Origin of the sequence: Arthrobacter sp. FW306-07-I, assembly GCF_021800405.1 — a bacterium.
Lineage (GTDB): Bacteria > Actinomycetota > Actinomycetes > Actinomycetales > Micrococcaceae > Arthrobacter.
The window spans coordinates 1,560,825-1,585,983 of sequence record NZ_CP084550.1 but is presented as its reverse complement, the minus strand read 5'-3'; the positions used below and the strand labels follow the sequence as shown (position 1 = coordinate 1,585,983).

Annotated in this window: 25 protein-coding genes; 11 read left to right on the top strand and 14 right to left on the bottom strand. The window is 67.0% G+C overall.

The genetic code is table 11. From position 1 onward, the window contains the following. Positions 1-10: 10 nt before the first annotated feature. From LFT46_RS07270 to LFT46_RS07260, 3 genes are read right to left on the bottom strand one after another with little or no spacing between them, the layout of a single operon-like run. Positions 11-1,186, bottom strand: coding sequence for an acyl-CoA dehydrogenase family protein (locus LFT46_RS07270; protein WP_236821713.1), 1,176 nt, complete (start codon positions 1,184-1,186; stop codon positions 11-13). Positions 1,187-1,188: 2 nt separating this feature from the next. After that, on the bottom strand, positions 1,189-3,465 hold the full coding sequence (locus tag LFT46_RS07265; RefSeq protein ID WP_236821712.1) for an ATP-binding protein: 2,277 nt from the start codon (positions 3,463-3,465) through the stop codon (positions 1,189-1,191). A 7-nt stretch (positions 3,466-3,472) separates the two neighbouring features. After that, positions 3,473-5,080, bottom strand: coding sequence for a carboxyl transferase domain-containing protein (locus LFT46_RS07260; RefSeq protein WP_236821711.1), 1,608 nt, complete (start codon positions 5,078-5,080; stop codon positions 3,473-3,475). 145 nt (positions 5,081-5,225) lie between these two features. Between LFT46_RS07260 and LFT46_RS07255 the strand changes: the two genes are divergently transcribed. Continuing rightward, entirely contained in the window at positions 5,226-5,918 is a 693-nt protein-coding gene (locus tag LFT46_RS07255) for an SACE_7040 family transcriptional regulator (protein ID WP_272910826.1), read from the top strand. A gap of 97 nt (positions 5,919-6,015) precedes the next feature. On the opposite strand, the gene LFT46_RS07250 is transcribed toward LFT46_RS07255, so the two are convergent. The 3 genes from LFT46_RS07250 to pdhA are packed head-to-tail and all read right to left on the bottom strand — an operon-like array spanning position 6,016 to position 9,580. Beyond that, positions 6,016-7,392, bottom strand: coding sequence for a dihydrolipoamide acetyltransferase family protein (locus tag LFT46_RS07250; RefSeq protein WP_236821710.1), 1,377 nt, complete (start codon positions 7,390-7,392; stop codon positions 6,016-6,018). 8 nt (positions 7,393-7,400) lie between these two features. Then, complete coding sequence (locus tag LFT46_RS07245) at positions 7,401-8,411, bottom strand: alpha-ketoacid dehydrogenase subunit beta (protein ID WP_236801883.1); 1,011 nt, start codon at positions 8,409-8,411, stop codon at positions 7,401-7,403. Further along, positions 8,411-9,580 (bottom strand): pyruvate dehydrogenase (acetyl-transferring) E1 component subunit alpha, encoded by a 1,170-nt coding sequence (gene pdhA, locus LFT46_RS07240; RefSeq protein ID WP_236801882.1) that lies wholly within the window; start codon positions 9,578-9,580, stop codon positions 8,411-8,413. Before pdhA ends, LFT46_RS07245 begins: the two co-directional genes overlap by 1 nt. A gap of 192 nt (positions 9,581-9,772) precedes the next feature. Between pdhA and LFT46_RS07235 the strand changes: the two genes are divergently transcribed. The 4 genes from LFT46_RS07235 (at position 9,773) to LFT46_RS07220 (ending at position 12,206) form a co-directional block, all read left to right on the top strand. Further along, a complete protein-coding gene (locus LFT46_RS07235) occupies positions 9,773-10,246 on the top strand; it encodes an Lrp/AsnC family transcriptional regulator (protein ID WP_236821709.1) in 474 nt (157 codons plus the stop codon). A gap of 268 nt (positions 10,247-10,514) precedes the next feature. Then, entirely contained in the window at positions 10,515-11,006 is a 492-nt protein-coding gene (locus LFT46_RS07230) for a hypothetical protein (protein WP_236821708.1), read from the top strand. A gap of 157 nt (positions 11,007-11,163) precedes the next feature. Next, positions 11,164-11,568: a DUF4383 domain-containing protein gene (locus tag LFT46_RS07225; RefSeq protein WP_236821707.1), complete on the top strand. Its 405-nt coding sequence runs from the start codon at positions 11,164-11,166 to the stop codon at positions 11,566-11,568. A gap of 14 nt (positions 11,569-11,582) precedes the next feature. Continuing rightward, positions 11,583-12,206, top strand: coding sequence for a hypothetical protein (locus tag LFT46_RS07220; RefSeq protein WP_236821706.1), 624 nt, complete (start codon positions 11,583-11,585; stop codon positions 12,204-12,206). Between the two features lie 145 nt (positions 12,207-12,351). Here the strand turns inward: LFT46_RS07220 and LFT46_RS07215 are convergent, their stop codons facing one another. After that, on the bottom strand, positions 12,352-13,968 hold the full coding sequence (locus LFT46_RS07215; protein WP_236801877.1) for a solute symporter family protein: 1,617 nt from the start codon (positions 13,966-13,968) through the stop codon (positions 12,352-12,354). Beyond that, complete coding sequence (locus tag LFT46_RS07210) at positions 13,965-14,345, bottom strand: DUF485 domain-containing protein (protein WP_236801876.1); 381 nt, start codon at positions 14,343-14,345, stop codon at positions 13,965-13,967. The genes LFT46_RS07215 and LFT46_RS07210 overlap by 4 nt, the downstream gene beginning before the upstream one ends. 184 nt (positions 14,346-14,529) lie before the next feature. Here LFT46_RS07210 and LFT46_RS07205 point away from each other — a divergent pair, with 184 nt between their 5' ends. From LFT46_RS07205 to LFT46_RS07185, 5 genes are read left to right on the top strand one after another with little or no spacing between them, the layout of a single operon-like run. After that, positions 14,530-15,711 (top strand): sensor histidine kinase, encoded by a 1,182-nt coding sequence (locus tag LFT46_RS07205; RefSeq protein ID WP_236821705.1) that lies wholly within the window; start codon positions 14,530-14,532, stop codon positions 15,709-15,711. A 32-nt stretch (positions 15,712-15,743) separates the two neighbouring features. Then, positions 15,744-16,460 carry a LytR/AlgR family response regulator transcription factor gene (locus LFT46_RS07200; RefSeq protein WP_236801874.1) on the top strand — a complete coding sequence of 239 codons (717 nt, stop codon included), beginning with the start codon at positions 15,744-15,746 and terminating at the stop codon, positions 16,458-16,460. After that, positions 16,457-16,828, top strand: coding sequence for a hypothetical protein (locus tag LFT46_RS07195; protein ID WP_236801873.1), 372 nt, complete (start codon positions 16,457-16,459; stop codon positions 16,826-16,828). The genes LFT46_RS07200 and LFT46_RS07195 overlap by 4 nt, the downstream gene beginning before the upstream one ends. Before the next feature lie 7 nt (positions 16,829-16,835). Continuing rightward, positions 16,836-18,302 (top strand): sodium/solute symporter, encoded by a 1,467-nt coding sequence (locus LFT46_RS07190; protein ID WP_236821704.1) that lies wholly within the window; start codon positions 16,836-16,838, stop codon positions 18,300-18,302. Positions 18,303-18,321: 19 nt separating this feature from the next. After that, positions 18,322-19,041, top strand: coding sequence for a hypothetical protein (locus tag LFT46_RS07185; protein WP_236821703.1), 720 nt, complete (start codon positions 18,322-18,324; stop codon positions 19,039-19,041). 21 nt (positions 19,042-19,062) lie between these two features. Here the strand turns inward: LFT46_RS07185 and LFT46_RS07180 are convergent, their stop codons facing one another. From LFT46_RS07180 to rpsB, 6 genes are all read right to left on the bottom strand, one after another. Beyond that, positions 19,063-19,647, bottom strand: a complete 585-nt coding sequence (locus LFT46_RS07180) for a DivIVA domain-containing protein (RefSeq protein WP_236801870.1) — start codon at positions 19,645-19,647, stop codon at positions 19,063-19,065. Between the two features lie 121 nt (positions 19,648-19,768). Continuing rightward, positions 19,769-20,689, bottom strand: a complete 921-nt coding sequence (locus LFT46_RS07175) for a phosphatidate cytidylyltransferase (protein ID WP_236801869.1) — start codon at positions 20,687-20,689, stop codon at positions 19,769-19,771. Then, positions 20,689-21,246 (bottom strand): ribosome recycling factor, encoded by a 558-nt coding sequence (frr, locus tag LFT46_RS07170; RefSeq protein WP_043452867.1) that lies wholly within the window; start codon positions 21,244-21,246, stop codon positions 20,689-20,691. The genes LFT46_RS07175 and frr overlap by 1 nt, the downstream gene beginning before the upstream one ends. 130 nt (positions 21,247-21,376) lie before the next feature. After that, on the bottom strand, positions 21,377-22,114 hold the full coding sequence (pyrH, locus tag LFT46_RS07165; protein WP_236801868.1) for a UMP kinase: 738 nt from the start codon (positions 22,112-22,114) through the stop codon (positions 21,377-21,379). A gap of 149 nt (positions 22,115-22,263) precedes the next feature. Next, on the bottom strand, positions 22,264-23,100 hold the full coding sequence (gene tsf / locus LFT46_RS07160; RefSeq protein ID WP_236801867.1) for a translation elongation factor Ts: 837 nt from the start codon (positions 23,098-23,100) through the stop codon (positions 22,264-22,266). Positions 23,101-23,227: 127 nt separating this feature from the next. Next, complete coding sequence (gene rpsB, locus LFT46_RS07155) at positions 23,228-24,103, bottom strand: 30S ribosomal protein S2 (RefSeq protein WP_236801866.1); 876 nt, start codon at positions 24,101-24,103, stop codon at positions 23,228-23,230. A gap of 449 nt (positions 24,104-24,552) precedes the next feature. Here rpsB and LFT46_RS07150 point away from each other — a divergent pair, with 449 nt between their 5' ends. Continuing rightward, the gene (locus LFT46_RS07150; RefSeq protein ID WP_236821702.1) at positions 24,553-25,134 is read left to right on the top strand and encodes a murein hydrolase activator EnvC family protein; all 582 of its coding nucleotides are present in this window, start codon (positions 24,553-24,555) and stop codon (positions 25,132-25,134) included. Positions 25,135-25,159 lie beyond the last annotated feature (25 nt).

Below are 25,159 nucleotides of genomic sequence, written 5' to 3'. Positions count from 1 at the left end.
AGGCGCAGGGCTAAAGTCCCAGTTCGCGGGCGATCAGCATCAGCTGGACCTCCGTGGTGCCCTCCCCCACTTCAAGGATCTTGGAGTCGCGGTAGTGGCGTGCCACAGTGAACTCGTTGATGAAGCCATAGCCGCCGAATACCTGGGTGGCATCCCGCGCGTTGTCCATGGCTGCCTCGCCTGCGACCATCTTAGCGATGGCCGCCTGGGTCTTGAACGGCTTGCCTGCCAGCATCCGGGCGGCCGCGTCGTAGTAGGCCAGCCGGGCGGTGTGGGCCCGTGCCTCCATGCGCGCGATCTTGAAGGAGATGGCCTGGTATTTGCCGATTTCGTGGCCGAATGCCCGCCGCTCGCGGGCATACCGGACCGACAGGTCCACGCAGCCCTGGGCCGCGCCGGTTGCCAATGCCGCGATGGCGATCCGGCCCTCGTCCAGGATGGACAGGAAGTTGGCGTAACCGCGCCCCTCTTCGCCAAGCAGGTTTTCTTCCGGCACCCGGACGTCCTTCAGGGTCAGCGGGTGGGTATCGGAGGCGTTCCAACCCACCTTGTTGTAGGGTTTCTCCGCCTTGAAGCCGGGGGTGTCCGTTGGCACCAGGATGGTGGAGATTTCCTTTTTGATGCTCCCGTCTTCGCGTTCCTGCTGGCCGGTGACGGCCGTGACGGTGACCAGCCGGGTGATGTCGGTTCCGGAGTTGGTGATGAACTCCTTGTTGCCGTTGATCACCCAGTGTGTTTTGTCTCCGACGGCCTCGCGCCTCGCGTGGGTCTTGGTGCCGCCGGCGTCGGACCCTGCCTCCGGCTCGGTGAGCCCGAACCCGGCGAGCGCCTGGCCGGACGCAAGCATGGGCAGCCACTCCTGTTTCTGTGCTTCCGTGCCGAAGCGGTACACGGGCATGGCGCCCAGGGACACCCCGGCCTCCAGGGTGATGGCCACTGACTGGTCCACGCGGCCCAGCTGTTCCAGCGCAAGCGCCAGGGCGAAGTAGTCCCCGCCCATGCCGCCGTATTCCTCCGGGAACGGCAGCCCGAACAGGCCCATCTCCGCCATCTGCTTCACCACTTCGTAGGGGAAGCTGTGCTCTTCGTCGTGCTTTGCGGAAACCGGGGCCACCACGTTGTCCGCAAAGTCGCGCACGGTGTCGCTGAGGTCCTGGTATTCCTCGGTGAGTTCAAAACCGCTCATGGTCAGGCTCCTTCGCCTTGGTCTTCGTCTGCAACTGTTTCTGTGTCCGTGGAGCTGGGTCCGGCACCCGTGGGATGGGGGTGGACGGTGGCCAGCACCTGGTCGGCCTTCACCAGGTCACCGGTGCGGGCGGACAGATGGACCGTCCCTGCCAGCGGGGCCACCAAGTGATGCTCCATCTTCATGGCCTCCACGGACACCAGGACTTCCCCGGCCTGGACTTCATCCCCGTCGGCGACCGGGACAGCCACCACCGTGCCGGGCATTGGCGAACGCACCTCCGGATCGGCGGCGCCTTCCTGCCGCTGGACGGCTGCCAGCACCCGCTCCAGCCGCGCCTCGCGGGTCAGGACGTCAATCCGGCAGGACCAGCCGGCGTTGCCGAGGAAGAGTTGGGTGGGGCGACCGGGCAGTGGATTGCTCCACGTCGGTTCCACCGGCCCCGTGACGACGGGAGCCAGCCGGTAACTCCGGTGCTCGCCGTCAAGGTCAAGGTCGATGCAGTGCCGGCTGGACCAGTCCAGGGCTGCACGCCGCCGGGCGCCGCCGTCGACCGTTACCGTGACTGTCTGTCCCCCGCTGGGGCTGCCGCTGACCAGCACGGTTTTCACGCCGCCGTCGGGCATTCCTAGGCTGATCCGGCGCGGAGCTGGTGCGCCAAGCCGCCAGCCGCTCCTTTCCAGCCACGGGCCGGACGCAGGGGCCGGATGGTCCTGCGCCTCCATGGACAGCGCGTAGAGCGCGGCGGCCACAAGTTCGGGCTCTTCGATACGGCGGAATTCGAGTGCGGGCAGCTTCCGCTCGATCAGGCCGGTGTCCAGGCGCCCGGCGCGGACGTCGGGATCGTTGAGCAGGAGCCGAAGGTACTCGACATTGGTCTCGATGCCCAGAGCGGTGTACCCGGCCAGGGCTGTATCAAGGGACGCGAGGGCTGCGCCGCGGTCCGCGCCCCAGGCGATCACCTTGGAGATCATGGGGTCGTAGTGTGCCGAAAGCTCCAGCCCTTCCACCAGGGAGGAATCCACGCGGAGCCGGCCGCCGGGCTGGTCCACTTCACCCCGTGCGGGAGCGCTGGGCCGCTGCTGTGGTCCCGGCAACTCGTCCAGCTGCAGCACCGTCCCGGTGGACGGCAGGAAGTTCTTCTCCGGCACCTCGGCGTAGACCCGCGCCTCCACCGCATGGCCGGACAGTTCGACGTCGGCCTGCCGCAGCGTCAGTTCCGCCCCGGCGGCGATCCGCACCTGCCATTCCACGAGGTCGATGCCGGTGACCATCTCGGTGACGGGGTGTTCTACCTGCAGCCTGGTGTTCATCTCCATGAAGAAGAACTCATCTGGCGCGTCGTCGGACACCAGGAATTCCACTGTTCCCGCCCCGGTGTAGTTCACGCTGCGGGCGGCGTTGCATGCGGCTTCGCCAATCCGCGCCCGCACTTCCGCACCGTTGGGCAGGCCCTCCAGCAGGGGGGACGGGGCTTCCTCGATGACTTTCTGGTGCCGTCGCTGCAGGGAGCACTCGCGCTCGCCCAGGTGGATGACGTTGCCGTGGTTGTCAGCCAGCACCTGCACTTCGATGTGCCGCGGGGTGGTCACCAGGCGCTCCAGGAACAGGGTGTCATCGCCAAACGCCGCACTGGCAACGCGCCGCGCCGTGGCCAGGGCTGCGGGCAGGTCCGCCGGCTTTTCCACCACGTGCATGCCTTTGCCGCCGCCACCGGCGGAGGGCTTGATCAGGAGCGGATAGCCGACGGCGGCGGCCGCCTCGGACAGTTCGCCGTCCGTCATACCGGGCCTGGCAACGCCGGGGACCACGGGCACGCCGTAACCCGCCACATGGTTTTTGGCGCGGATCTTGTCGCCCATGACATTGAGGGCTTCCACGCCCGGCCCGATGAACGTGATGCCGGCCTTTTCAAGGGCCCTGGCGAAGTCCACGTTCTCGCTGAGGAAGCCGTAGCCCGGGTGGACGGCCTCGGCACCGGACCGCCTGCAGGCTTCGACGATCGCATCGGCGTTCAGGTAGCTCTCGGCCGCCGCGGCAGGGCCGATCCGGACCGCCGTGTCGGCTTCGCGCACGTGGCGGGCGCCGGCGTCGGCATCGCTGTAGACGGCCACCGAGCGGATCCCAAGCTGTCGCAGGGTGCGGATGACGCGGCAGGCGATTTCGCCGCGGTTGGCCACCAGGACCGTGCTGAAAAGCGGCGTGGCGTCGTTGGTGGCGGTGGCCGCTGCGGTCCCGGCGCCGGTGGTTTGGGTGGCGGTGTTGGTCTGCATGGTCATTGCTGGCTCACATCCGGAAGAGGCCGAAGGAGGTCTCCGGCAAGGGGGTGCGGGAGACGACGTCCAGGGCGAGGCCCAGGACGGTGCGGGTATCGGCGGGGTCGATGACGGCGTCATCCCAGAGCCGCGCAGTGGAGTAATACGGGCTCCCCTGGTCCTCGTACTGCTGGCGGATGGGGGCTTTGAAGGCTTCCTCGTCGTCGGCCGGCCAGTCCTCCCCCGCCGCCTCATACTGGTCCCGCTTCACGGTGGCCAGCACGCTGGCCGCCTGGTTGCCGCCCATTACCGAGATGCGGGCCGCGGGCCACATCCACAGGAACCGCGGGGAATAGGCGCGGCCGCACATGGAGTAGTTCCCGGCACCAAAGGAGCCGCCGATCACCACGGTCAGCTTGGGCACGCGGGCCGTGGCGACGGCGGTGACCATCTTGGCCCCGTTCTTGGCGATGCCGCCCTGTTCGGCGTCCCGGCCCACCATGAAGCCGGAGATGTTCTGCAGGAACAGCAGCGGGATGCCGCGCTGGTCGCACAGCTCGATGAAATGCGCGCCCTTGAGCGAGGACTCGCTGAACAGCACGCCGTTGTTGGCCACGATGCCCACGGGGTGACCGTCGATGCGGGCGAAGCCGGTGACAAGGGTGGTGCCGTAGTCCTTCTTGAATTCGTGGAACCTGCTGCCGTCCACCAGCCGGGCGATCACCTCATGGACGTCGTAGGGTGCGTTGACGTCCGTGGGCACGGCGCCGTAGAGCCCCTCCGGGTCGACGGCAGGTTCGACCCCGGGTTCCACCTGCCAGGCGGGCGCGGCGGGAGGAGGCAGGGTGGCAACGATGTCCCTGATGATCTGGAGGGCATGTTCGTCGTTGTCGGCCAAGTGGTCGGTCACACCGGAGACGCGGGAATGCACCTCGCCCCCGCCCAGTTCCTCAGCAGTGACGATTTCCCCAATGGCGGCCTTCACCAGCGGCGGTCCGCCCAGGAAGATGGTGCCCTGGTTCCGGACAATAACGGTTTCGTCGCTCATGGCGGGGACGTACGCGCCGCCCGCCGTGCACGACCCCATGACGGCGGCGAGCTGCGGGATCTTGGCGCCGGAGAGGCGTGCCTGGTTGTAGAAGATCCGGCCGAAGTGGTCCCTGTCCGGGAACACCTCATCCTGCTTGGGCAGGAACGCCCCGCCCGAATCCACCAGGTAGATGCAGGGCAGCCGGTTTTCCAGGGCGATCTCCTGCGCGCGGAGGTGCTTCTTGACCGTCATTGGGTAATAGGTGCCGCCCTTGACGGTGGCGTCATTGGAGATGACCAGCACCTGCCTGCCGTGCACCAGGCCGATCCCGGCGATTACTCCGGCGCCCGGGGCATCGCCGTTGTACATGCCGTTGGCGGCAAGGGGCGCGATTTCCAGGAACGGGCTGCCGTCATCCAGGAGCTGGTCGATCCGGTCCCGCGGCAGCAGCTTGCCACGGGCCACATGCCGGTCCCGCGACTTCTGGGGACCTCCCAGCGCCGCATCCGCCAGCCTTTTCCGCAGGTCCTCCGCGAGCGCCAGCTGCGCTTCCCGGTTGGCGCGGAAGGACTCGCTTGCCGGGTCGAGCCGGGTGGCCAGGGTCTCCATTGACGATCCGTCCTTGTGTGCACCGGGCCGGCTCCACGCCAACTCGGTTAGTGACTAATAACTGAAATTCAGGTTAGTCTCGATTAACTGTGATGTCCAACACACGGGCGCCTTGCTAGACTCTGCGTCGGCCCCAGGAGGAAAAGTGTCCAGCAATCCAGTGCAGCCGGTTCCTGCCACGCACGTCCCCACACCGCAGGGTCCCACGACGCAGGTCCCCACGACGCAGGTCCCCACAACGCAGCGCGGCAAGGCCAAGGAGAACCGGCGGCAGGCGTTGCTGACAGCTGCGGCCTCGCTGTTCGCAGCCAACGGCTTCAACCGGGTGTCCCTGGAGGACCTCGGCGCAGCTGCGGGCGTCAGCGGGCCTGCGGTCTATCGCCATTTTCCCGGCAAGCAGGCGGTCCTGGCCGACCTGCTGGTCACCGTGAGCCGGGAACTGCTCGACGGCGGCCGCCAGGTTGTGGAGCACGCCGCCGATCCCCTGGCGGCGCTGCGCCAGCTGGTGGAGTTCCAAGTGGACTTCGCGCTCGGCAAGCCGGACGTAATCCGGGTGCAGGACCGCGACCTCAGCAATCTGTCGGAGCAGGACCAGTCCGCCGTGCGCGCGCTGCAGCGCAGCTACGTAGAGGTGTGGGTGGACGTCCTGGCAAAGGTGCACCCCCGTATCGATGCCGCTGAACTGCGAATGCGCGCCCACGCCACCTTTGGCCTGATCAACTCCACGCCGCACTCCGTCCGCAGCCACGGCAGGCGGATGGCTGCCAGCGTTGCCCGCCCCTTGCTGGAGCGGATGGCGCTGGCAGCCCTGATGGTGGACAGCGGGCCTTCAGCCTGAGCCGCCCAACACCGGGCACCACACGAACGGCCCCCGCCCGCACAACCGGGCCCTGGCAGCACCGCTTATGCAGGTTGGGGCCGGTGGTGATGGGCCGCTACACCATGGTGAGGACCATCCCCGGCTCGGCCAGGATGGCACCGACGTCGGCCAGGAAACGGGAGCCTTGTTCCCCATCCACCAGGCGGTGGTCGAAGGACAGGCTCAGCGTGAGCACCTGGCGCAGCGCCACCTCGCCCCGGTATTCCCACGGCATGGTCCGGACCGCGCCCAGGCCGAGGATCGCCGCCTCCCCCGGGTTGAGGATGGGGGTGCCGGCGTCGATGCCGAAGACACCGATGTTGGTGATGGAGATGGTGCCGCCGGAAAGGTCCGCGGGGGTGGTCTTACCCGCCCGGGCGGTCTCGGCGAGTTCCGCCAGGGCCTGGGCGAGCTCCGGGAGCTGCAGGGCGCCGGCGTCCTTGATGTTGGGCACGGTGAGCCCCCTGGGCGTGGCCGCGGCGATGCCCAGGTTCACGTAATGGAACGTGACGATCTCCTGGTTTTCCTCGTCCCAGCGCGAATTCAGCGCCGGCTGCCGGCGAAGGGCAATGAGGACCGCCTTGGCGGCGAGCGTCAGGGGTGTGAGCTTGATGCCGGCGAATACCCTGCTCTCCTTCAGTTTGGCCAGCAGCTCAAGGCTCGGCGTGACGTCCACGGTGAGGAACTCGGTGGCATGCGGCGCAGTGAAGGCGCTTTGCACCATTGCGGCCGCGGTGTGTTTCCGGACGCCTCTGATGGGAGTCCGGGTCTCCCGCTCCCCCGCGCCTGCTCCAGCTGCAGCCGCCCGCCCAGCCATGGGAGTGGCGGCCTCTTCCGCGTGCCCGGAAAATCCCTGCACATCTTCCCGGGTAATCAGCCCGCCGGGACCGGTACCGCGGATCTGCGCGAGGTCCAGCCCCAGGTCCTTGGCCAGCTTGCGGACGGGAGGAGTGGACCGCGGTCGCTCGGCCGGCCTGGTTTCGACAGGTGTGGTTTCGACTGGCTCAACCACCGGCACCGCGCTTTCAGCCTGTTTTGTTTTGGCCGGCCCAGCCACCGGCGCGAAGTTGCGCGCCCGGCGCGTGGGGCGTCCGGATCCTTCGACGACGGCACCGTACCCCACCAGGTTCGGTTCCCGTTTGGGCGTCTCCGCCGGTTGTTCCCCGAGCCCGGCCGAACGGCCGTTCCCCTCCGAAGGCGACCCGCCGTCGTCGTCCGCCACCTCAAAGGAGACGATGGGCTTGCCCACCTCCACGACGGAACCGGGCTGCTCGTGAAGTTCCTTGATGACGCCGGCAAAGGGCGACGGAAGCTCCACTACGGCCTTGGCCGTCTCCACCTCGGCGATGACCTGGTTCAGGGTGACGGTATCGCCAACGCCCACTTTCCAGCTGAGGATTTCGGACTCCGTGAGTCCCTCACCCAGGTCCGGGAGCCGGAATTCCTTGATCATGGTGGCGCTCATCCTTCCAGCCCGCTCAGGGAGTTGGGGCGGCCTAGGGCACGATCCACACCGTCCAGGATGCGGTCCAGGCCCGGCAGGTGGTGCATTTCCAGCTTGGAGTAGGGGTAGGGGATGTCGAACCCGGTCACCCGGACGGGTGCTGCTTCCAGGTGGTAGAAGCACCGCTCCGTGATGCTCGCCGCCACTTCCGCGCCGAGCCCGCCGGACTGCCCGGCCTCGTGGGTGACCACCAGCCGCCCTGTCTTCCGCACCGAGGCCACCACGGGTTCGTAGTCAACGGGGGCCAGCGAGCGCAGGTCGATGACTTCAATCGAGATGCCTTCATCCGCTGCGGCGGAGGCGGCGTCCAAAGCGGTCTTGACCAGCGGCCCGTAGGCCACCAGGGTGACGTCCGCGCCGTCGGTCAGCACCCTGGCCTTGTCCATGGGCAGGGCCATGGCCGGGTCCACGGACTCGTCCACCTCACCTTTGTCGTGATAGCGGCGCTTTGGCTCGAAGTACAGGACGGGATCGTCACAGGAGATGGCCTGCTGGATCACGGTGTAGGCGTCCTGCGGATTGGCCACTGTCACCACCCGCAATCCGGAGGTGTGGGTGAAGTAGGCTTCCGGTGATTCCGAGTGGTGCTCGGGCGAGCCGATGCCGCCGCCAAAGGGGACGCGGATGGTGATGGGCATCTTGACGGCCCCGCGGGTGCGGTAGTGCAGCTTGGCCACCTGGCTGACGATCTGGTCGAACGCCGGGTAGATGAACCCGTCAAACTGGATTTCCACCACCGGCCGGTAGCCCCGGTAGGCCAGGCCGACGGCGGTGCCCACGATGGCGGACTCGGCCAGCGGCGTGTCCACCACGCGGTGGGTCCCGAAATCCTTTTGCAGGCCGTCCGTCACGCGGAACACCCCGCCCAGGGTGCCAATGTCCTCGCCGAGGAGGACCACCTTTGAGTCGTTTTCCAGCGACTTGCGCAGCCCGGCGTTGATGGCACGGGCAAAGGTCAACTGCGTCATCAGCGTGCACCTTCCTCTGAAACGGCTCCTGCGGGATCGCCGAAGGACGCCAAATAACGTGCGTAATGGTCCTGCTGGCGTTCCAGCCAGGAGTTGGGTGCGCTGTAGACGTGCTTGAAGATGTCCATGGGCTGGGGATCGGGCATGGTGGTGCAGCCCCGGCGCATCTCCGCCGCAACGGCGTCTGCCTTGTCCTTGACCTGCTGCTGCAGTTCCGCGGTGAGCAGGCCCTTCCGGTCCAGGAGGCCGGCGAGCCTGGAGATGGGGTCCTTGGCCGCCCAGTCCTCAAGTTCATTGGCGTCCCGGTAGCGGGTTGGGTCATCGGCCGTAGTGTGCGGCCCCATGCGGTAGCTGACCGCTTCGATGAAGGTGGGACCGCCGCCGCGCCGGGCCCGGTCCAGCGCCAGCCGGGTAGCGGCCATGACCGCCAGGACATCGTTGCCGTCCACCCGCAGGCTGGGGATGCCGAAACCGGTGGCCCGGTCCGCGAGCTGGATATGGGACTGCAGTCGTACCGGCTCGGAGATGGCCCAGTGGTTGTTGGTGCAGAAGAAGACCACGGGGACCTGGAAGCTGGCGGCAAACACCATGGCCTCGCTGACGTCGCCTTCGCTGGTGGCACCGTCGCCGAAGTAGGTGATGGCTGCGGCATCGGCGCCGTCATTCTGGATCCCCATGGCATAGCCGGTGGCGTGCAGGGTCTGGGCACCGATAATGATCTGCGGCGTGGCCATGTTGATGCTGTACGGGTCCCATCCGCCGGAGGCATTGCCGCGCCATACCCGGAGGAGGTCGGTCAGATCCACGCCGCGGCAGTATGCCACTCCGTTCTCACGGTAGCTGGAGAACACAAAATCGTCGGCCCGCAGGGACCGGCCGGACCCGATCTGGGCCGCTTCCTGGCCGAGCAGCGGGGGCCACAGGGCCAGCTCACCCTGCCGCTGCAGCGCGGTGGCCTCCACGTCGATCCGGCGGATGACAGTCATATCCTCGAACAGGGAACACAACTGCTCGTCGGTAATATCCCTGACCCAGAAGTCGAACTCCGGGTGGCTGATGCGCTCGCCTGCCGGGGTGATCAGTTGGAGAAATTCCTGCCCGGGGCTGCCCGGGTTTCCTGCGCTTTCGGGGGTCTGTGCGCCGCCAGGGCCCGTTTCGTCTGTAGACACGATTGCCGCAACCTTCGTACGTCGTTGACCCGTGGCTTCCGGGCTTTTGGCCCTGCCGCCACCGGCCTTCCGGGCGTCATTGCCCCAGATACTGTGACCCTACTCACAACACCCATGGGGTACAACCACTCGGGCATTTTTTGAGCAAAATGCCCTGTCAGGGCTGTTGGCACCGTGCTAGCGTTGCGCATTATGCAAGCTTTGGATGGCACTGACACCCGCCTTCTGTCGGCGCTCGCGGAGGACCCCCGCCGGACGGTGGTGGCGCTCGCCCAGAAGCTGGGGCTGTCCCGCAACACGGTCCAGGCGCGCATGGCCCAGTTGGAAAAGAAGCACGCCTTCCTGTCCTTTCAACGGCGCATCAATCCGGTGGCGCTGGGGTACCCGCTCATGGCCTTCATCTCGGTGCACGTCCAGCAACAGAAACTTGGGAGGCTGGCGGAGGAGATCGCGGCCATTCCGGAGGTTTTGGAGGGATACGGGCTGACGGGATCGGCGGACCTGCTGCTGCGCGTGGTGGCCCGGGATGCCGAGGACCTGTTCCGCATCAACGGAAAGATCCTGGCCTGCGACGGCGTGGAGCGGGCGGACACGGCCCTGGCGATGGGCGAGCTGATCCCCTTCCGTGTGCAGCCCCTGCTTGACCGCGGCTCAGAGGGCGCATAGCGGCAGGATTTGGAGGCGGCGCTGAAAGCACGACGGCGGCGGGCCGGGTTATAGGCTGGTTTCAGTCATACGCGGGCCGGGACCGGCCCGTCCGCCCGCCGGCGCCGAAGCGCCTGTTCGATGAAAGCCGCCAGTTTGATGAAAGGCTCACCACTTGACTAGTCCCCAGGACGCGGGCAGCCCCCAGGATCCGTACCAGCAAGGACCGTACAGGCAGGGCACGTATCAGCAGGGCCCTCCGGGCTTAACACCGCATCAGTTTCCCCCGATGCCGGAACAGCCGGCCCCGTTCGGCCTGCCCGGTGAGCCTCCCCCGCAGCGAAGCCGGCAGCGGAGCCGGCGGAAGCTGTGGATCATCCTTGGCAGCATCGGCGGAGTGCTGGTGCTGGTGACCATCGGCGTCGTCATCCTGGTGAACATCGTGGGCAGCGCCACCAACCAGGCCAGGGGCCTCGCGGACGACTTCACAAAGAAGGTGATCGCCGGCGACACCTCCGGCGCGTACGACGAATATCTCGACCCCGCCCTTCAGGAGCAGCTTTCCAAGGAGGCATTCATCTCCGGGGTGAAGAGCCTGGAAATGGACAGCTCCTGCCAGCCCTCCTACAACAACCTGAAGGTGGCCACCGAGAACGGCGTCAAGTCGGCCGAGGTGGTGGGCCAGATCAGCTGCACCGGCAAGAAGGTGGACCTGGCCTACAAGTTCCAGGGAACCGACCGGCTCACGATGACCAACATCAAGCTGCGTCCCGCCGCCTAGGGCCAGCCTGACGACGGGAAGGTTCGGGAAGGTGGAAAGGGTGCTGATCTTTTTACCCATCCACTTCCGGCCATGGTCCGAATCGCTTCCGAGGGTCCCGCCCAGGGACCACGGACCGGCGGGTGGCCACACCCGCCCTATCGGAAGGATCCAGGCCATGCGCAACTCACCCAACCGCCTCATCGCCACCATTTTCGGAGCCGTCTACCTGCTGGTGGGCCTCCTGGGCTTCGCAGTCACCTCCGGCGTCGGTTTCGCCGGCACCGAGGGCGCGAACCTCATCATCTTCGAAGTCAACCCGCTGCACAACGTCATTCACCTGGCCATCGGCGCCGCGCTGCTCTTGGCCGGGCTCCGCGGGACGGCCAGCGCACGCACGGTGAACGCCACCGTGGGCGCCGTCTACCTCCTGGTGGGCATTGTTGGCCTGTTCCTGCTGAACTCGCCGCTGAACATCATCGCGCTGAACGGGGCCGACAACGTCCTCCACCTGGCCAGCGCGGTACTCCTGCTCGGCGTGGGCCTGTCCCTGGACAAGTCCCCGGCCGCTGCCCGCGCGTAGCAGGACAGCGCGGCATGACAAGGCCCGGAATGGCTCCTGCGGGGCCAACTGTTCCAGCAATCCAGCCAGCGCCCCTGACGCACCCTTCGGTCCGCCTGGTCACCGGGTTCGCGGGATTCGGCGCGGGATCGGTCAACCTGGCCATCTCGTCCAGCATCCTTGCAGCCGGTTCGGCGCAGCCGGAGAGGATCATCGCCGCGGTGCTGGCCGGTCTATGGGGCACAGCCCTGCTGGCCGGTGCCGTGGTGTTCCTGGCCAGGGACCGGTCGGCGGGCGGCCGATGGGTGCAGTACCCGCTGGCGGCCGCCGCCGTGGCCCACCTCGCCGCCATCGCCTTCCCTGCGTTCGTAACTTCCGGGCTGGGCTTGACGCAGCTTTCGGCGTTGCTGCTGACGCTGATGATCATCGCCTCGCTGGCGTGGCTGAGACGGACCCAGCGGCTGGACGGCCGGCGGCAGCAGGCAGCCGGGGAAAGGGCCGGAGACCGGCCGGGCAGGCTGTTGCTCGCAGCGTTTGCCGGTGCCGTCCTGGTGGCGGGCATTACGACGCCGGGACTCGCCGCTTCCACCGCGGGCCAGTACGCCGTGCCGCACAGTGGGCACGGGAACCTGGCGCCGGGTGGCCACCACCAGCACTGAGCGACCACTGGGCCGCCCGCGGCTGGACCGCACCCTGTCCCACGGAAAGAGCCTCCATGCCGCAGTCTGCGGCAGGAGGCTCTTCGCGTTGCGCCGGAAAAATCCCGGCGCTGGTTGGCAGTGGACCCTCTTCAGGAACCCTGCCTTAGTGGTCCACGGCCTTCTCGGCTCCGATGCCCGTGAGCGACCGGACTTCCATTTCGGCCTGCTTGGCAGGATCTTCGCGCCTCTTATCCAGGGTGGTGCCCAGCCAGCCCAGGAAGAAGGCCAGCGGAATCGACACGATGCCCGGGTTGCTCAGCGGGAAGAGCGCGAAGTTGGCACCCGGGATCATCGAGGTCTTGGCACCGGAAACCACCGGCGAGAACACGATGAGCAGGATGGCCGCCGCCAAACCTCCGTACATGCTCCACACGGCGCCCTGGGTGGTGAACTTCCGCCAGAACAGCGAGTAGATGATGGTGGGCAGGTTCGCCGAAGCGGCAACCGCGAAGGCGAGCGCCACCAGGAAGGCTACGTTCTGGCCGTTGGCGAAGATGCCGCCCAGGATGGCCAGGATGCCGATCACCACTACGGTGCGGCGGGCTACCCGGACTTCGGTGGCGGCGTCGGCCTTGCCCTTGGCAATGACGTTGGCGTAAATGTCATGGGCAAAGGATGCCGCCGCTGTAATGGTCAGGCCGGCCACCACAGCCAGGATGGTGGCGAACGCGACCGCCGAGATGAACCCGAGCAGCAGCGGGCCGCCCAGGTGGAAGGCCAGCAGCGGGGCGGCGGCGTTGACGCCGCCGGGTGCGGACTTGATGGTGTCCGCGCCCACAAGGGCCGCAGCTCCATAGCCAAGCACCAGGGTGAAGAGGTAGAACAGGCCGATCAGCCAGATGGACCAGACCACGGACTTGCGTGCTTCCTTGGCTGTGGGGACGGTGTAGAAGCGCATCAGGACGTGCGGCAGGGCTGCCGTGCCGAGCACCAGGGCAAGGCCCAGGGACATGAAGTCCAGCTTGGACGTATCGGTCTTGCCGTACTGGAGGCCCGGGTTCAGGACCGCAGGGTTGTTGGCGGTCTCCACGGCACCGCCCAGCAGGGCGGAAAGGTTGAAGCCGTAAATGGCCAGGACCCACAGGGTCATGACGGCGGCACCGGCGATCAGCAGCATGGCTTTGATGATCTGGACCCAGGTGGTGCCCTTCATGCCGCCGATCAGGACGTACATGATCATGAGGGCGCCGACGACGATGATCACCAGGGCCTGGCCGCCCCAGTCGCTGATGCCCAGCAGCAGGGAGATCAAGCTGCCTGCACCGGCCATCTGGGCCAGCAGGTAGAAGAAGCAGACCGCGAGGGTGGAAATGGCGGCGGCGATCCGGACCGGGCGCTGCTTCAGCCGGAAGGACAGCACGTCAGCCATGGTGAACTTGCCGGTGTTGCGCAGCAGTTCAGCCACCAGCAAAAGCGCCACGAGCCAGGCCACCAGGAAGCCGATGGAGTACATGAACCCGTCGTAGCCGTTGATGGCGATGGCCCCGGTGATGCCCAGGAAGGATGCTGCCGACAGGTAGTCGCCGGCGATGGCGGTGCCGTTCTGCGAGCCGGTGAACGACCGTCCTGCCGCATAGTAGTCGGCGGCGGTCTTGTTGTTGCGGCTGGCGCGGAACACGATCACCATGGTGACCGCCACGAACAGGCCGAAGATGCCCATGTTCAGCAGGGTGGTGTCCTTGAGGGCGGCGACGTCCACCGCTGCGGGAATTGCGATCATTTGTTGGCTCCGCCCACTCGGTTTCCGTTCTTATCGAATTCATGCCCCTCGATCTCGTGCCTGATCTCCGAAGCGATGGGGTCCAGCCGCTTGTTGGAGTAGTGCACGTACCAGCCGGTGATGGCGAAGGTGGAGACAAACTGGAGCAGGCCCAGGATCAGGCCGATGTTGATGTTGCCCCAGACCTTGGTGGACATGAATCCCACCGCATAGTCGGCAAGCAGGACATAGGCGAAGTACCACAGCAGGAAGGCCACTGCCATGGGGAAGACAAAGCTGCGGTGACGCTTGCGCAATTCCTGGAACTGCCCGGTCGACTGGACTTGTTCAAAGTCCACGGACGCCGCTGCGTCCGGAGTATGGGCATCGTTACCCATCGTTCCTCCTCATTGAGTTGCCGGAACACACCGGGCGGCAGTCCCTGATCACACAGGGGCACCGCAGATGTGACACCAATCACTCTGCCGCCGTGGGTGCCGCCGGTTCCAGCACATCGGCCCCCACCGTCGCTCAACGGTCGCGATGCTGCGGCCAACGGCACCCGCCGCTACGCTGGGCAGCATGCCGGACTCCCCCCTCCTCACCGCCGCGGCCGTGGCTGTGATCGCCATGGCCATTGCCGTCGTCGTCGGCGTGGGCCTGAAGGTGCTCCGTTCCTTCCGTGAGCTGGGCACTGATGCCGAACGCGCCACCTACCACACGCTCCACGCGGCCTCCCAGGCAGGGCAGCACCTGCGGCGGGGCCTGAACCCGGCCGGAGCCGCAAAGGCCAGCCGCCAGCTCCGCGCCCTGCTTGCCTGCGATGCCCTGGCGATCACCGACACCTCGGGCGTCCTGGCCTGGGACGGCGGCGGCGAGGACATCAGGCCGCGCCTGATGGACCTCGCCGCCGAGGTCCTGGCTTCGGGCCGGGCGGCCGTACTGCCCGCGGGAGGCGATGGTACCGGCGGCCGGCTTGCCGGCGTCATCGCCCCCGTGCGGGCGGGCACCCGGGTGGTGGGTGCGGTTGCCGCCTTTGCTCCTTCCGCGGGGGCCGGCCTGGTCAGGGCGACAGGGGAAGTGGCGGACTGGGTGGCCGTCCAGGTGGAATTGGCCGAACTGGACGCCTCCCGCACGCTGCTCATGGAAGCGGAGGTCCGGGCGCTGCGGGCCCAGATCAGCCCGCACTTCATCTACAACTCACTCAACGCCATCGCGTCCTTCATCAACACGGACCCGGAACGGGCCAGGGAACTCGTAGTGGAGTTCGCCGATTTCACCCGCTACTCATTCCGGCGGCACGGCGACTTCACCACGCTGGCCGAGGAACTGCGCTGCATCGACCGCTACCTGCTCCTGGAGCGCGCCCGGTTCGGCGACCGGGTCCAGGTCAGCCTCCGCGTGGCGCCCGAAGTCCTCAGCACCGTCATCCCGTTCCTCAGCCTCCAGCCGCTGGTGGAAAACGCCGTCCGGCACGGGCTGGAGGCCAAGGCAGGTCCGGGGCATATCAGCATCACGGCGGAGGACGCGGGTGCCTTCGCCGAGGTCACCATTGAGGACGACGGCGTGGGAATGGATCCGGAGCAGCTCCGATCGGTCCTGGCCGGCCACACCGACGGGGACCACGTTGGGCTGCGGAACGTGGACGCGCGCCTCCGGCAGGTGTACGGCAACGACCACGGGCTGGTGGTGGAAACGGCGCCGGGCGAGGGAACGCTGATCACCATGCGGGTGCCCAAGTCCCAGCCCGGCCATGATGCGTAAGGCCGGCCTCCCGCTGGAAGTACCCTAGGAGAATGATTAACGTCCTCGTCGTTGACGATGAGCTGCCCGCCGTTGAGGAACTGGCTTTCCTGCTGGGCAGGGACGAACGCATCGGAAAGGTGCTGCGGGCCACGTCAGGCGCCGAAGCACTCACGGCCCTGTCCTCCGCCAGCATCGACGCCGTCTTCCTGGATATCCACATGCCCGCCGTGTCCGGCCTGGACATCGCCGGCGCGATCGCCCGGAGCAGCAACCCGCCCGCCGTCGTCTTTGTCACCGCCGACGAGGACCACGCCCTGGCCGCCTTCGAACTCGCCGCCGTGGACTACCTGCTCAAGCCTGTGCGCGCCGAGCGCCTTGCCCGTTCCGTGGGACGGATCAGCGAACTGCGCGACGGCGGGGCGGCGCCTGAGATGATCACAGTGGACCAGGGCGGAACCACCAGGATGATCCGCCGCGATGACGTCACGTACGTCCAGGCCCAGGGGGACTACGCGCGGCTGCACACCGCCGACGCAAGCTACCTCATCCGGGTCCCGCTGGCCGACCTGGAACAGCAGTGGGCAGACGCCGGGTTCATCCGCACCCACCGCTCCTACCTGGTGGCCCTGAAGCATGTGTCCTCCATGAAGCTGGCGGCCGACGGACCGCGCGTCACGGTGGCCGGCGCAGGCCTGCCCATCAGCCGCAGGCACCTGCCCATCGTGCGGGAGAGGCTGGAGGCCACCCGGATCAGGCCGCACGCATGACCCGGGTCCGCGTCACGGCCCCGCACGCGTCACCGCTCACCCAGGCCCGTGGCGCGTCAAAGCCCCTGGAGTCGCGCGAAGCGGCGCAGGAATCCGACGTTGGGCAGGTGTTCGTCCGCTCGCTGATCCGGTCCCAGCTGCGGCTGGCCCTGGTGGTGGCGGGTGGCTTCCTTCTGATCCTTGCCGCGTTCCCGCTGATCCTGGTGGTGGTTCCCGGCCTCGCCGACGCCCGCATCGCCGGGATCCCCTTTGGCTGGTTGCTGCTGGGCGCCGGCATCTACCCTGTCATCGGGCTGAGCGCGTGGCTGTACGTCAGGACGGCGGCCCGGAACGAGGCACGGTACCGGGACCTGGCGGGGGAACAGTGAGGCAGGGGTGAATGCCGGCGTCGCCATCACCGCCGTCACCGTGGTGTCCCTCGCCACCGCCATCATCGGGTTCTACGGGCTCCGGATCTCGCGCACCACGGGAGACTTCTACGTTGCCTCGCGGACCGTTCGGCCCTGGTGGAATGCATCGGCGATCGGCGGGGAGTACCTGTCCGCCGCCAGCTTCCTGGGCGTGGCCGGACTCATCCTGCTGTCCGGGACCGACGCGCTCTGGTTCCCCGTAGGCTATACCGCCGGGTACCTGATGCTGCTGCTCTTCGTCGCCGCCCCGCTCCGCCGGTCTGGGGCCTATACAATTCCGGACTTCACCGAGTCTCGCCTCGCTTCCCGGACGGTCCGCCGCGTCACCAGCCTTGTAGTGGTGATGGTGGGGTGGTTGTACATCGTGCCGCAGCTCCACGGCGCCGCGCTGACCATCCATATCGCCACTGGCCTGCCGTCCTGGGTGGGGTCCGTGGCCGTCGTGGTGGTGGTGTGCCTGACGGTGGTTGCCGGCGGGATGCGCTCCATCACCTTTGTCCAGGCGTTCCAGTACTGGCTCAAGCTGACAGCCCTGGCCGTGCCCATCCTGTTCATCATCTTCGTGCTGGCCGGGCACGGGGTCGAGCCGCAGTCCCCGCCGGCCGTCAACCCGACGGGCCTGGCACCGGCCGGGCCCTACCAGAACGTGTCCTTACTGGTGGCGCTGCTGTTCGGCACCCTGGGCCTGCCGCACGTGCTGGTGCGTTTCTACACGAACCCGGACGGGCACTCGGCACGGCGCACCACGCTGATCGTCCTGGGCCTGCTGTCCGTGTTCTACCTCTTCCCCACCGCTTATGGCCTGGTGGCCCGGATGTTCGCCCCGGACCTCGCCCGGTCCGGACAGCCGGATGCCATGGTCCTGAGGCTGCCCGGCGAACTCGTCGGCGGGATGGCCGGCGACATGCTGACCGCCTTGGTGGTGGCAGGGGCGTTTGCCGCCTTCCTGTCCACTACCTCAGGCCTGGTGGTGTCCCTGGCCGGCGTCATCAGCCAGGACGTCCTGGGCGGCAGCGTGCGGGGGTTCCGGCTCGCGGCCGTCGTGTCCGCCGTCGTCCCCCTTGGCTTCGCCTTCATGACCGGTTCCCTGGCACTGGCCGGCAGCGTCGGGCTGGTGTTCGCGTTTACCGCCTCCACGGTGTGCCCGGTCCTGCTGCTGGGCATTTGGTGGCGCGGACTGACCGACGCCGGCGCCATTGCCGGAATGGTGACCGGCGGTGTGCTGTGCGGCGGGGCAATGATCGCCGGGGCCCTCCCCGGTTCGGGTCCGGCACCGGCCTGGCTGGCACAACCCGCGGCCTGGAGCGTGCCCGCCGCGTTCGCCGTGATGGTCATCGTCTCGCGGGCCACCGCCGGCCGGATCCCGGCCAGCATGCCAAGGATCATGACCCGGCTGCACACCCCGGAACGGCCGCTGGCAACCGAACGGTGATCGGGAGGACAATAACGCCATGTCCACCGAGGACGGCGGCACGTCCCACCAGCACGGCTTCCACCAGGACCGCTTCCACCAGGACAGCGGGGTCCCGGCCTCCGTGCGGGCGCAGCTGCTCGCCACGGAACACTGGGGCCTGTTGGCATCACGCAGCACGGCGCAGGCGGAGGTGCTGACCCGCATCAGCATGTTCCTCACCTTCACGTCCGCCAGCGTGGTCAGCGTGGCGCTGGTGGGCCAGGCCACCGGGTTTTCGGACGCGTTCGTCCTGCTGGGGGTGGTGGTGTTGTTCATCAACGCGGCGATCGGGCTACTGACCCAGCTCCGGGTGAACAACGTGGCCCACGAGGACCTCATGTACGTCACAGCCATGAACAGGCTGCGGGCCGCCTACGTGGACCTTGACCCGGGCGTGGCGCCCTACCTGATGGCAGCCCACCACGACGACGAGGCCGGCTCAGTGCAGACCTACTATTTTTTCGGCAACCGCGGCAGCTTCAGCCACGTGGCGGGCAGCAGCATGATCTTCATAACGACGGCGAACGCTGCCTTGATTGCCATCCTGGCTGGCCTGCTGGTGACGCTCGCCGGCGCCGGTATGGGACCGGCCGCGGTGACGGGCGCCGTATGCGGAACCGGGTTCCTGGCGGCATCCGCGGTCCGGGGGTACCGGAGCTACCGCGACGTGTGGCGCCGTTTTACGCCCTTGTCCCCCACGCCGTCGGCCGGGGAATAGCCAGCACCGGCGGAAGCCCCCTCAGTCAATGGCAGCCATCAGTTCGACAACGCGGTCCAGGAAGGCGTCCACCTGGGATTCCTCGTATCCTTCCTGGCCCACGGCAGGACGGAAGACTGCACGCCGCACACTGTCCACGCTCAGCGGCTTGTCCTGCTCAAGGTAGGCGATGAGCTCATGGCACAGCCGGTCGACGTCGTGCGTGTTGTAGCTGCGCCCCTTCTTCTGGCTGGGCCGGCGGAAGCGGTCACCGTCCGGCCGGTGCAGCCGTCCCCGGAGGATGCCGGACAGGTTTCCGATTTCGCGCAGCCAGGCTTCCTCGCCCCTCGCCGCGATCAATTCGTCCCGCTCCCGTCGGGCAAAGGCATCCTCGAGCCGGTCCAGCGCTGCATCCACAACGGCAGCCGAGTAGCCGCCCTTGACCGGATCGAAGGACACCGCCCGCACATCGGAGCTCTTGACGGGGTCCGTGGCAGCTTCCGGCGTTTCCAGGGAGACCCGTGCCCGCTGCAGGAACTGGTCCACCTGCTTGGCGTTGTAGCCGTACTCGCTGCGCTCCACGCGCTCAAAGGACGCAGGGATCTGCCGATGAATGTCCAATGCCACTTCGATTCCTTCAATGCTCTTCAGCCGTAGTGCTTCCGCACCAGTTTAGGGTGCCGGGCCTGGTGCGCCCGCCCGGACCCCTGTTTGTGTCAATACCCGGGCCTCGCCGGGCTGGAGGGACCTAAGCGCCGGCCACAAGCCCATACAGGATGAAGGCCACGGGCGCGGCGAACACGATCGAATCCAGCCGGTCCATCACGCCTCCGTGGCCGGGCAGTATGCTGCTCATGTCCTTGACGCCCAGCTCACGCTTGACCATGGATTCGGCGAGGTCGCCGGCGGTAGAGGCAGCCACCGTTCCCACGGCCAGCACCACTCCGACCCACCACGGCTTGTCCAACACGAAAAGGGCGGCGAGGATGCCGATCAGCATGGCGCCTGCCACCGATCCTCCGAACCCCTCCCAGGATTTCTTGGGGCTGATCTTCGGCGCCATGGGGTGCTTTCCGATGGACGCCCCCACCAGGTAGCCGAAGGTGTCGTTGGAGACCACCAGCAGCAGCATGACGGCGATCTCCCACGCTCCGATGGGCGCCATGCCCCCGGGCCACAGCCCCAGCGGCGTTGTGCCGGCGGCATGCAAAGGCAGGGCGGCGAAGCTGATAAAGAACGGCACCCAGCCCAGGGTGAAGACGCCCGCGAAGATGCTGTTGGCCGATCCGGCGGCGCTTTCGATGGACCGCCAGAGCAGGACCGCCACGGCGCTCAGCAGCAGGGCAAAGAGCTGGCTTTCAATCCCGCCAAAATAGGCCGCGAACGGCATGGCCAGGGTTCCGGTCATGACCGGAACAATGGGCATCCTTGTACCGTTGGCTTCCAGCGCCCGGTAGATCTCCCAAACACCGAACACCGCGAAGGCGGTGACGATGGCGACAAAAACCAGCGGGAGGAACAGCAGCCCGCCCAGGACGGCGATGAGCATGGCCAGGCCCACCACGACGGCGGCAGGCAGGTTGCGCCCGGCCTTTGGTGTCGGGTTGCTCCTGGGCTGCTTCCCCCGTGTGCGCGCCCTGGGCGTGGGGGCCTGATCTGCCTGGCCCATCAGACTTCGAGCAGCTCTGCTTCCTTGCGCTTAAGCAGCTCGTCGATGCCGTCCACGTGGGCCTTGGTGAGGCTGTCCAGTTCCTTTTCGGCGCGGTTGCCTTCGTCCTCCCCGGCTTCCCCGTCCTTGACCAGGCGGTCCAGCGTCTCCTTGGCCTTGCGGCGGATGTTGCGGATGGAGATCTTGGCGTCCTCGCCCTTGGTCTTGACGATCTTGACGTATTCCTTGCGGCGTTCCTTGGTCAGCTCGGGAATGGTGATCCTGATGACGTTGCCGTCATTGGACGGGTTGGCGCCGACCTCGGAGTCGCTCAGGGCACGCTCGATGTCGCGCATGGCGGACTTGTCGAACGGGGTGATCAGGATGGTCCGGGCGTCCGGGATGGCAAAGGAAGCCAGCTGCTGCAGCGGCGTGGGGGAACCGTAGTAGTCCACCAGGACCTTGTTGTACAGGCCGGGGTTGGCGCGGCCGGTGCGGACGGAAGCGAAGTCTTCCTTGGCTACCTCAACCGCCTTGTCCATCTTTTCTTCGGCTTCGAGCAAGGTTTCTTCGATCACGGTCTCTCCTGACGGTTCTGGTGCGGTCCGGGGCGCCGGTTATCTGCACTCACGTGGTTCTTGGTTGCTGTTTTCCGTCCCCGCCGGGAAGGGCGGGGACGGAACTGTCCTGAAATCATCCTAGCCGCAGCTAGGCAGTGACCAGGGTGCCCAGCTTCTCGCCAAGGATGGCGCGGGTGACATTGCCTTCACCCTCCATGCCAAAGACCACCATGGAAAGGTTGTTGTCCTTGCACATGGTCATGGCGGTCTGGTCCATGACGCGGATGTCGCGGCGCAGGGCATCGTCGTAGCTGAGCTTTTCCAGGCGCTCTGCGGTGGGGTCCTTCTTGGGGTCCGCGGTGTAGACGGCGTCCACTCCGCTCTTGGCCATGAGGACCACGTCGGCGTGGACCTCCAGGGCCCGCTGCGCGGCAACAGTGTCGGTGGAGAAGTATGGCAGGCCGGCGCCGGCGCCGAAGATGACCACACGGCCCTTCTCCATGTGCCGGATGGCACGGCGCGGAATGTAGGCCTCGGCCACCTGGCCCATGGTGATGGCGCTCTGCACGCGGGTTTCAACGCCTGCCTGCTCCAGGAAGTCCTGGAGGGCCAGGCAGTTCATGACCGTGCCCAGCATGCCCATGTAGTCCGCCCGGGAGCGGTCCATGCCGCTCTGGGACAGTTCGGCGCCGCGGAAGAAGTTGCCGCCGCCCACCACAATGGCCACCTCCACCTGCGGGACAGCGGCTGCGATCTGCTTGGCAACGTCGCGGACGGTTTCGGGGTCGACACCCAGTTTTCCGCCGCCGAAGACCTCGCCGGAGAGCTTCAGGAGGACGCGCCGCCGGCTCTTCTCTGAATGCGTGACAGTGTTGACGGCTTCCATGGTGCCTTCCCGTTGGTGACTCTGAAAAAAGGGTATCGTGCCGGATCCGGTAGCCGGAACCGGCCGCGCCCCAGATGGACTGGACTTCCAGTGGTTTGCGCGCATGCAAAAGGGGCGGCCACCGAAGTGGCCACCCCCTGCAGTTTCGACTAGGAGCCGACGCGGAAGCGCGTGAACGCGGTTCCCTTGACACCGGCCTCTTCGAGGACCTGTGCCACGGACTTCTTGGCGTCCTTGGCGAATGCCTGGTCAACCAGGACCTCACCCTTGTAGAAGCCCGTCACGCGGCCTTCCACAATCTTGGTGAGGGCGGCTTCGGGCTTGCCTTCGGCCTTGGCGGTCTCTTCGGCGATGCGGCGCTCGGACTCAACGAGCTCGGCCGGAACGTCCTCGCGGGTGAGGTAGTTCGGAGCCATGGCGGCAATGTGGACGGCGACGTCGTGGGCGGCGGCGGCGGCGGCTTCGCCTTCACCGTCAACTGCGAACAGCACGCCGACCTGGGCCGGGAGGTCCTTGGAGGTCTTGTGCAGGTAAGCGTCGACCGTTGCACCCTCAATGCGGGAGATGCGGCGGACAACAACCTTCTCGCCCAGGATGGCGCCCTCTTCGACGACCACCTCGGAGAGCGGCTTGCCGTCAACGTCGGTTGCCAGCAGGGTGTCGAGGTCGGCAGCGCCGGACTCGACGGCAACGGCCAGGACCTTGTCGGCCAGCTGGATGAACTTGTCAGCCTTGGCAACGAAGTCGGTCTCGCAGTTGACCTCGATCATGACGCCGACGCCGTTGCTGACCTTGGCGGCCACGAGGCCCTCAGCGGTGGAGCGGCCTTCACGCTTGGTAGCGCCCTTGAGGCCCTTGATGCGGATGATCTCGATGGCCTTCTCGGCGTCACCGTTGGCCTCGTCAAGAGCCTTCTTGACGTCCATCATGCCGGCGCCGGTGCGCTCGCGCAGGGCCTTGATGTCAGCGGCAGTGTAGTTCGCCATGTGAACCCCTCTGTCTAGAAATGTGTGGTGGTGTACGGACCGACAGGACGGCAACCCACGGGTGCGGGTTGCCATCCTGTCAGCAGCTCCGGCTGCGGACAGCGCGGAGAATCCGGATTTAGATGTCTTACTTGGCGTCTTCGGCGGGAGCCTCGGCAGCGGGAGCCTCGGCAGCGGGAGCTTCGGCGGCAGCCGGAGCTTCAGCGTTTTCTGCCGGAGCGGCGGCGGCTTCTGCCTTGCTGCCTTCGAGGAGCTCGCGCTCCCACTCGGCCAGCGGCTCTTCCGGAGCTTCGGTGGCGCCCGTGCCGCGGTTGTTGCGGGCGATCAGGCCCTCGGCAACGGCGTCGGCGACAACGCGGGTCAGGAGGTTCACGGAGCGGATGGCGTCGTCGTTGCCCGGGATCGGGAAATCAACTTCGTCGGGATCGCAGTTGGTGTCCAGGATGGCCACAACCGGGATGTTCAGCTTCTTGGCCTCATCAACGGCGAGGTGTTCCTTCTTGGTGTCGACAACCCACAGCACGGACGGTGCCTTGGTCAGGTTGCGGATACCGCCCAGGTTGGACTCCAGCTTGGTGAGCTCGCGCTTGAGGAGCAGCAGTTCCTTCTTGGTGTAAGCGGAACCGGCGACGTCGTCGAAGTCGATCTCTTCGAGTTCCTTCATGCGCTGGATACGCTTGGCGACCGTCTGGAAGTTGGTCAGCATACCGCCGAGCCAGCGCTGGTTGACGTAGGGCTGGCCCACGCGGGTTGCCTGCTCGGCAATTGCTTCCTGGGCCTGCTTCTTGGTGCCGACGAAGAGCACGGTGCCGCCGTGGGCAACAGTGGCCTTGACGAACTCGTAGGCGCGGTCGATGTAGGACAGCGACTGCTGCAGGTCGATGATGTAGATGCCGTTGCGCTCGGTGAAGATGAAGCGCTTCATCTTCGGGTTCCAACGGCGGGTCTGGTGTCCAAAGTGGACGCCGCTGTCAAGCAGCTGGCGCATGGTTACGACGGGCATTCCGGCGCTCCTTATTTTCCGGCAGGTCATTCATGAGAAAACCCGGAGGCTTCTTACCCTGCCAATAGTTGACGGTTGATTAGCGTGGCCCGGTTGGGCCGTGCTCCTGGCATCCACCGTTCTTCCCATCAGGAACAAAGCCTGACCGCAGGAAGTGCGGTCCTCCAATGGCGACGCCGGGGCGTTGCCTGCCGGAGGGCTGGATGCGCGTAGTCAGCCGCCGCTCCCCCACACTCCTGAATGAGATGTGCCGACGCAATCCGGACAGGGCGATGCACCACGAGGGTGGGCCACTTGGACGGGAAGCGTTGAGGGCGCAGCAAACTGCTCCATCAAGTGTACTACAGGCACTCCCGGCTGCTGGACAGGAAAGTGCCCCGCCGGAGGCGTTGTCCACATAGCCGGAACCGGGGCTGCCGGCCCCGCAGGCGGCCGGGCAGGCTGGTGGCATGAAACCACCGGTCCTCCTGGCGGCGCTCCTGCTGCTGCCGGCGTCCGTGGCCTCACCCGGCCCGGCCTTCCAGTACACCGCGGCTCACGGGCAGCCTTCCCTGTCCCAATCCGCCGGCACCCAGCAGGAAAGGACGACGACGGCTGCCGGGGTGGGTGCCAGGCCTTCCTGGCAGTGGCCGCTGGCACCGCGCCCGCGGGTCTTGCGGGGCTTCGATCCCCCGCCCAAGCCATGGCTCAGCGGGCACCGCGGCGTGGACCTGGACTTCGCGGCGGGAACACAGGTTGTGTCACCGGCGGCCGGAACGGTCAGCTTTGTGGGCGCGGTGGTGGACCGCCCCGTGATCACCATCGACCACGGCGGCGGGCTGCGCAGCAGCTTCGAGCCGGTGGACAGCACGCTGGTCGCAGGGTCCACCGTGGCGGCCGGCCAGGTGATCGGGACCGCCATCCCCGGCCACTGCCCCGCGGCGCAGTGCCTGCACTGGGGAGTGCGGGAAGGAGAGGACTACGTCAATCCCCTGCAATTTGTCCTGGACCTTCGCCCGTCCATCCTGCTTCCCCTGCCCGGCCCGCCGTAGGCCGGCAAGAAAAGCAGCAGAGGGG

What these genes read in the sequence shown, in the direction of transcription:
- LFT46_RS07270 (WP_236821713.1), bottom strand. Translation starts at nt 1,186, where the DNA reads ATGAGCGGTTTTGAACTCACCGAGGAATACCAGGACCTCAGCGACACC.
- LFT46_RS07265 (WP_236821712.1), bottom strand. Translation starts at nt 3,465, where the DNA reads ATGACCATGCAGACCAACACCGCCACCCAAACCACCGGCGCCGGGACC.
- LFT46_RS07260 (WP_236821711.1), bottom strand. Translation starts at nt 5,080, where the DNA reads ATGGAGACCCTGGCCACCCGGCTCGACCCGGCAAGCGAGTCCTTCCGC.
- LFT46_RS07250 (WP_236821710.1), bottom strand. Translation starts at nt 7,392, where the DNA reads ATGATCAAGGAATTCCGGCTCCCGGACCTGGGTGAGGGACTCACGGAG.
- LFT46_RS07245 (WP_236801883.1), bottom strand. Translation starts at nt 8,411, where the DNA reads ATGACGCAGTTGACCTTTGCCCGTGCCATCAACGCCGGGCTGCGCAAG.
- LFT46_RS07235 (WP_236821709.1), top strand. Translation starts at nt 9,773, where the DNA reads ATGCAAGCTTTGGATGGCACTGACACCCGCCTTCTGTCGGCGCTCGCG.
- LFT46_RS07230 (WP_236821708.1), top strand. Translation starts at nt 10,515, where the DNA reads ATGCCGGAACAGCCGGCCCCGTTCGGCCTGCCCGGTGAGCCTCCCCCG.
- LFT46_RS07225 (WP_236821707.1), top strand. Translation starts at nt 11,164, where the DNA reads ATGCGCAACTCACCCAACCGCCTCATCGCCACCATTTTCGGAGCCGTC.
- LFT46_RS07220 (WP_236821706.1), top strand. Translation starts at nt 11,583, where the DNA reads ATGACAAGGCCCGGAATGGCTCCTGCGGGGCCAACTGTTCCAGCAATC.
- LFT46_RS07215 (WP_236801877.1), bottom strand. Translation starts at nt 13,968, where the DNA reads ATGATCGCAATTCCCGCAGCGGTGGACGTCGCCGCCCTCAAGGACACC.
- LFT46_RS07210 (WP_236801876.1), bottom strand. Translation starts at nt 14,345, where the DNA reads ATGGGTAACGATGCCCATACTCCGGACGCAGCGGCGTCCGTGGACTTT.
- LFT46_RS07205 (WP_236821705.1), top strand. Translation starts at nt 14,530, where the DNA reads ATGCCGGACTCCCCCCTCCTCACCGCCGCGGCCGTGGCTGTGATCGCC.
- LFT46_RS07200 (WP_236801874.1), top strand. Translation starts at nt 15,744, where the DNA reads ATGATTAACGTCCTCGTCGTTGACGATGAGCTGCCCGCCGTTGAGGAA.
- LFT46_RS07195 (WP_236801873.1), top strand. Translation starts at nt 16,457, where the DNA reads ATGACCCGGGTCCGCGTCACGGCCCCGCACGCGTCACCGCTCACCCAG.
- LFT46_RS07185 (WP_236821703.1), top strand. Translation starts at nt 18,322, where the DNA reads ATGTCCACCGAGGACGGCGGCACGTCCCACCAGCACGGCTTCCACCAG.
- LFT46_RS07175 (WP_236801869.1), bottom strand. Translation starts at nt 20,689, where the DNA reads ATGGGCCAGGCAGATCAGGCCCCCACGCCCAGGGCGCGCACACGGGGG.
- pyrH (WP_236801868.1), bottom strand. Translation starts at nt 22,114, where the DNA reads ATGGAAGCCGTCAACACTGTCACGCATTCAGAGAAGAGCCGGCGGCGC.
- tsf (WP_236801867.1), bottom strand. Translation starts at nt 23,100, where the DNA reads ATGGCGAACTACACTGCCGCTGACATCAAGGCCCTGCGCGAGCGCACC.
- rpsB (WP_236801866.1), bottom strand. Translation starts at nt 24,103, where the DNA reads ATGCCCGTCGTAACCATGCGCCAGCTGCTTGACAGCGGCGTCCACTTT.
- LFT46_RS07150 (WP_236821702.1), top strand. Translation starts at nt 24,553, where the DNA reads ATGAAACCACCGGTCCTCCTGGCGGCGCTCCTGCTGCTGCCGGCGTCC.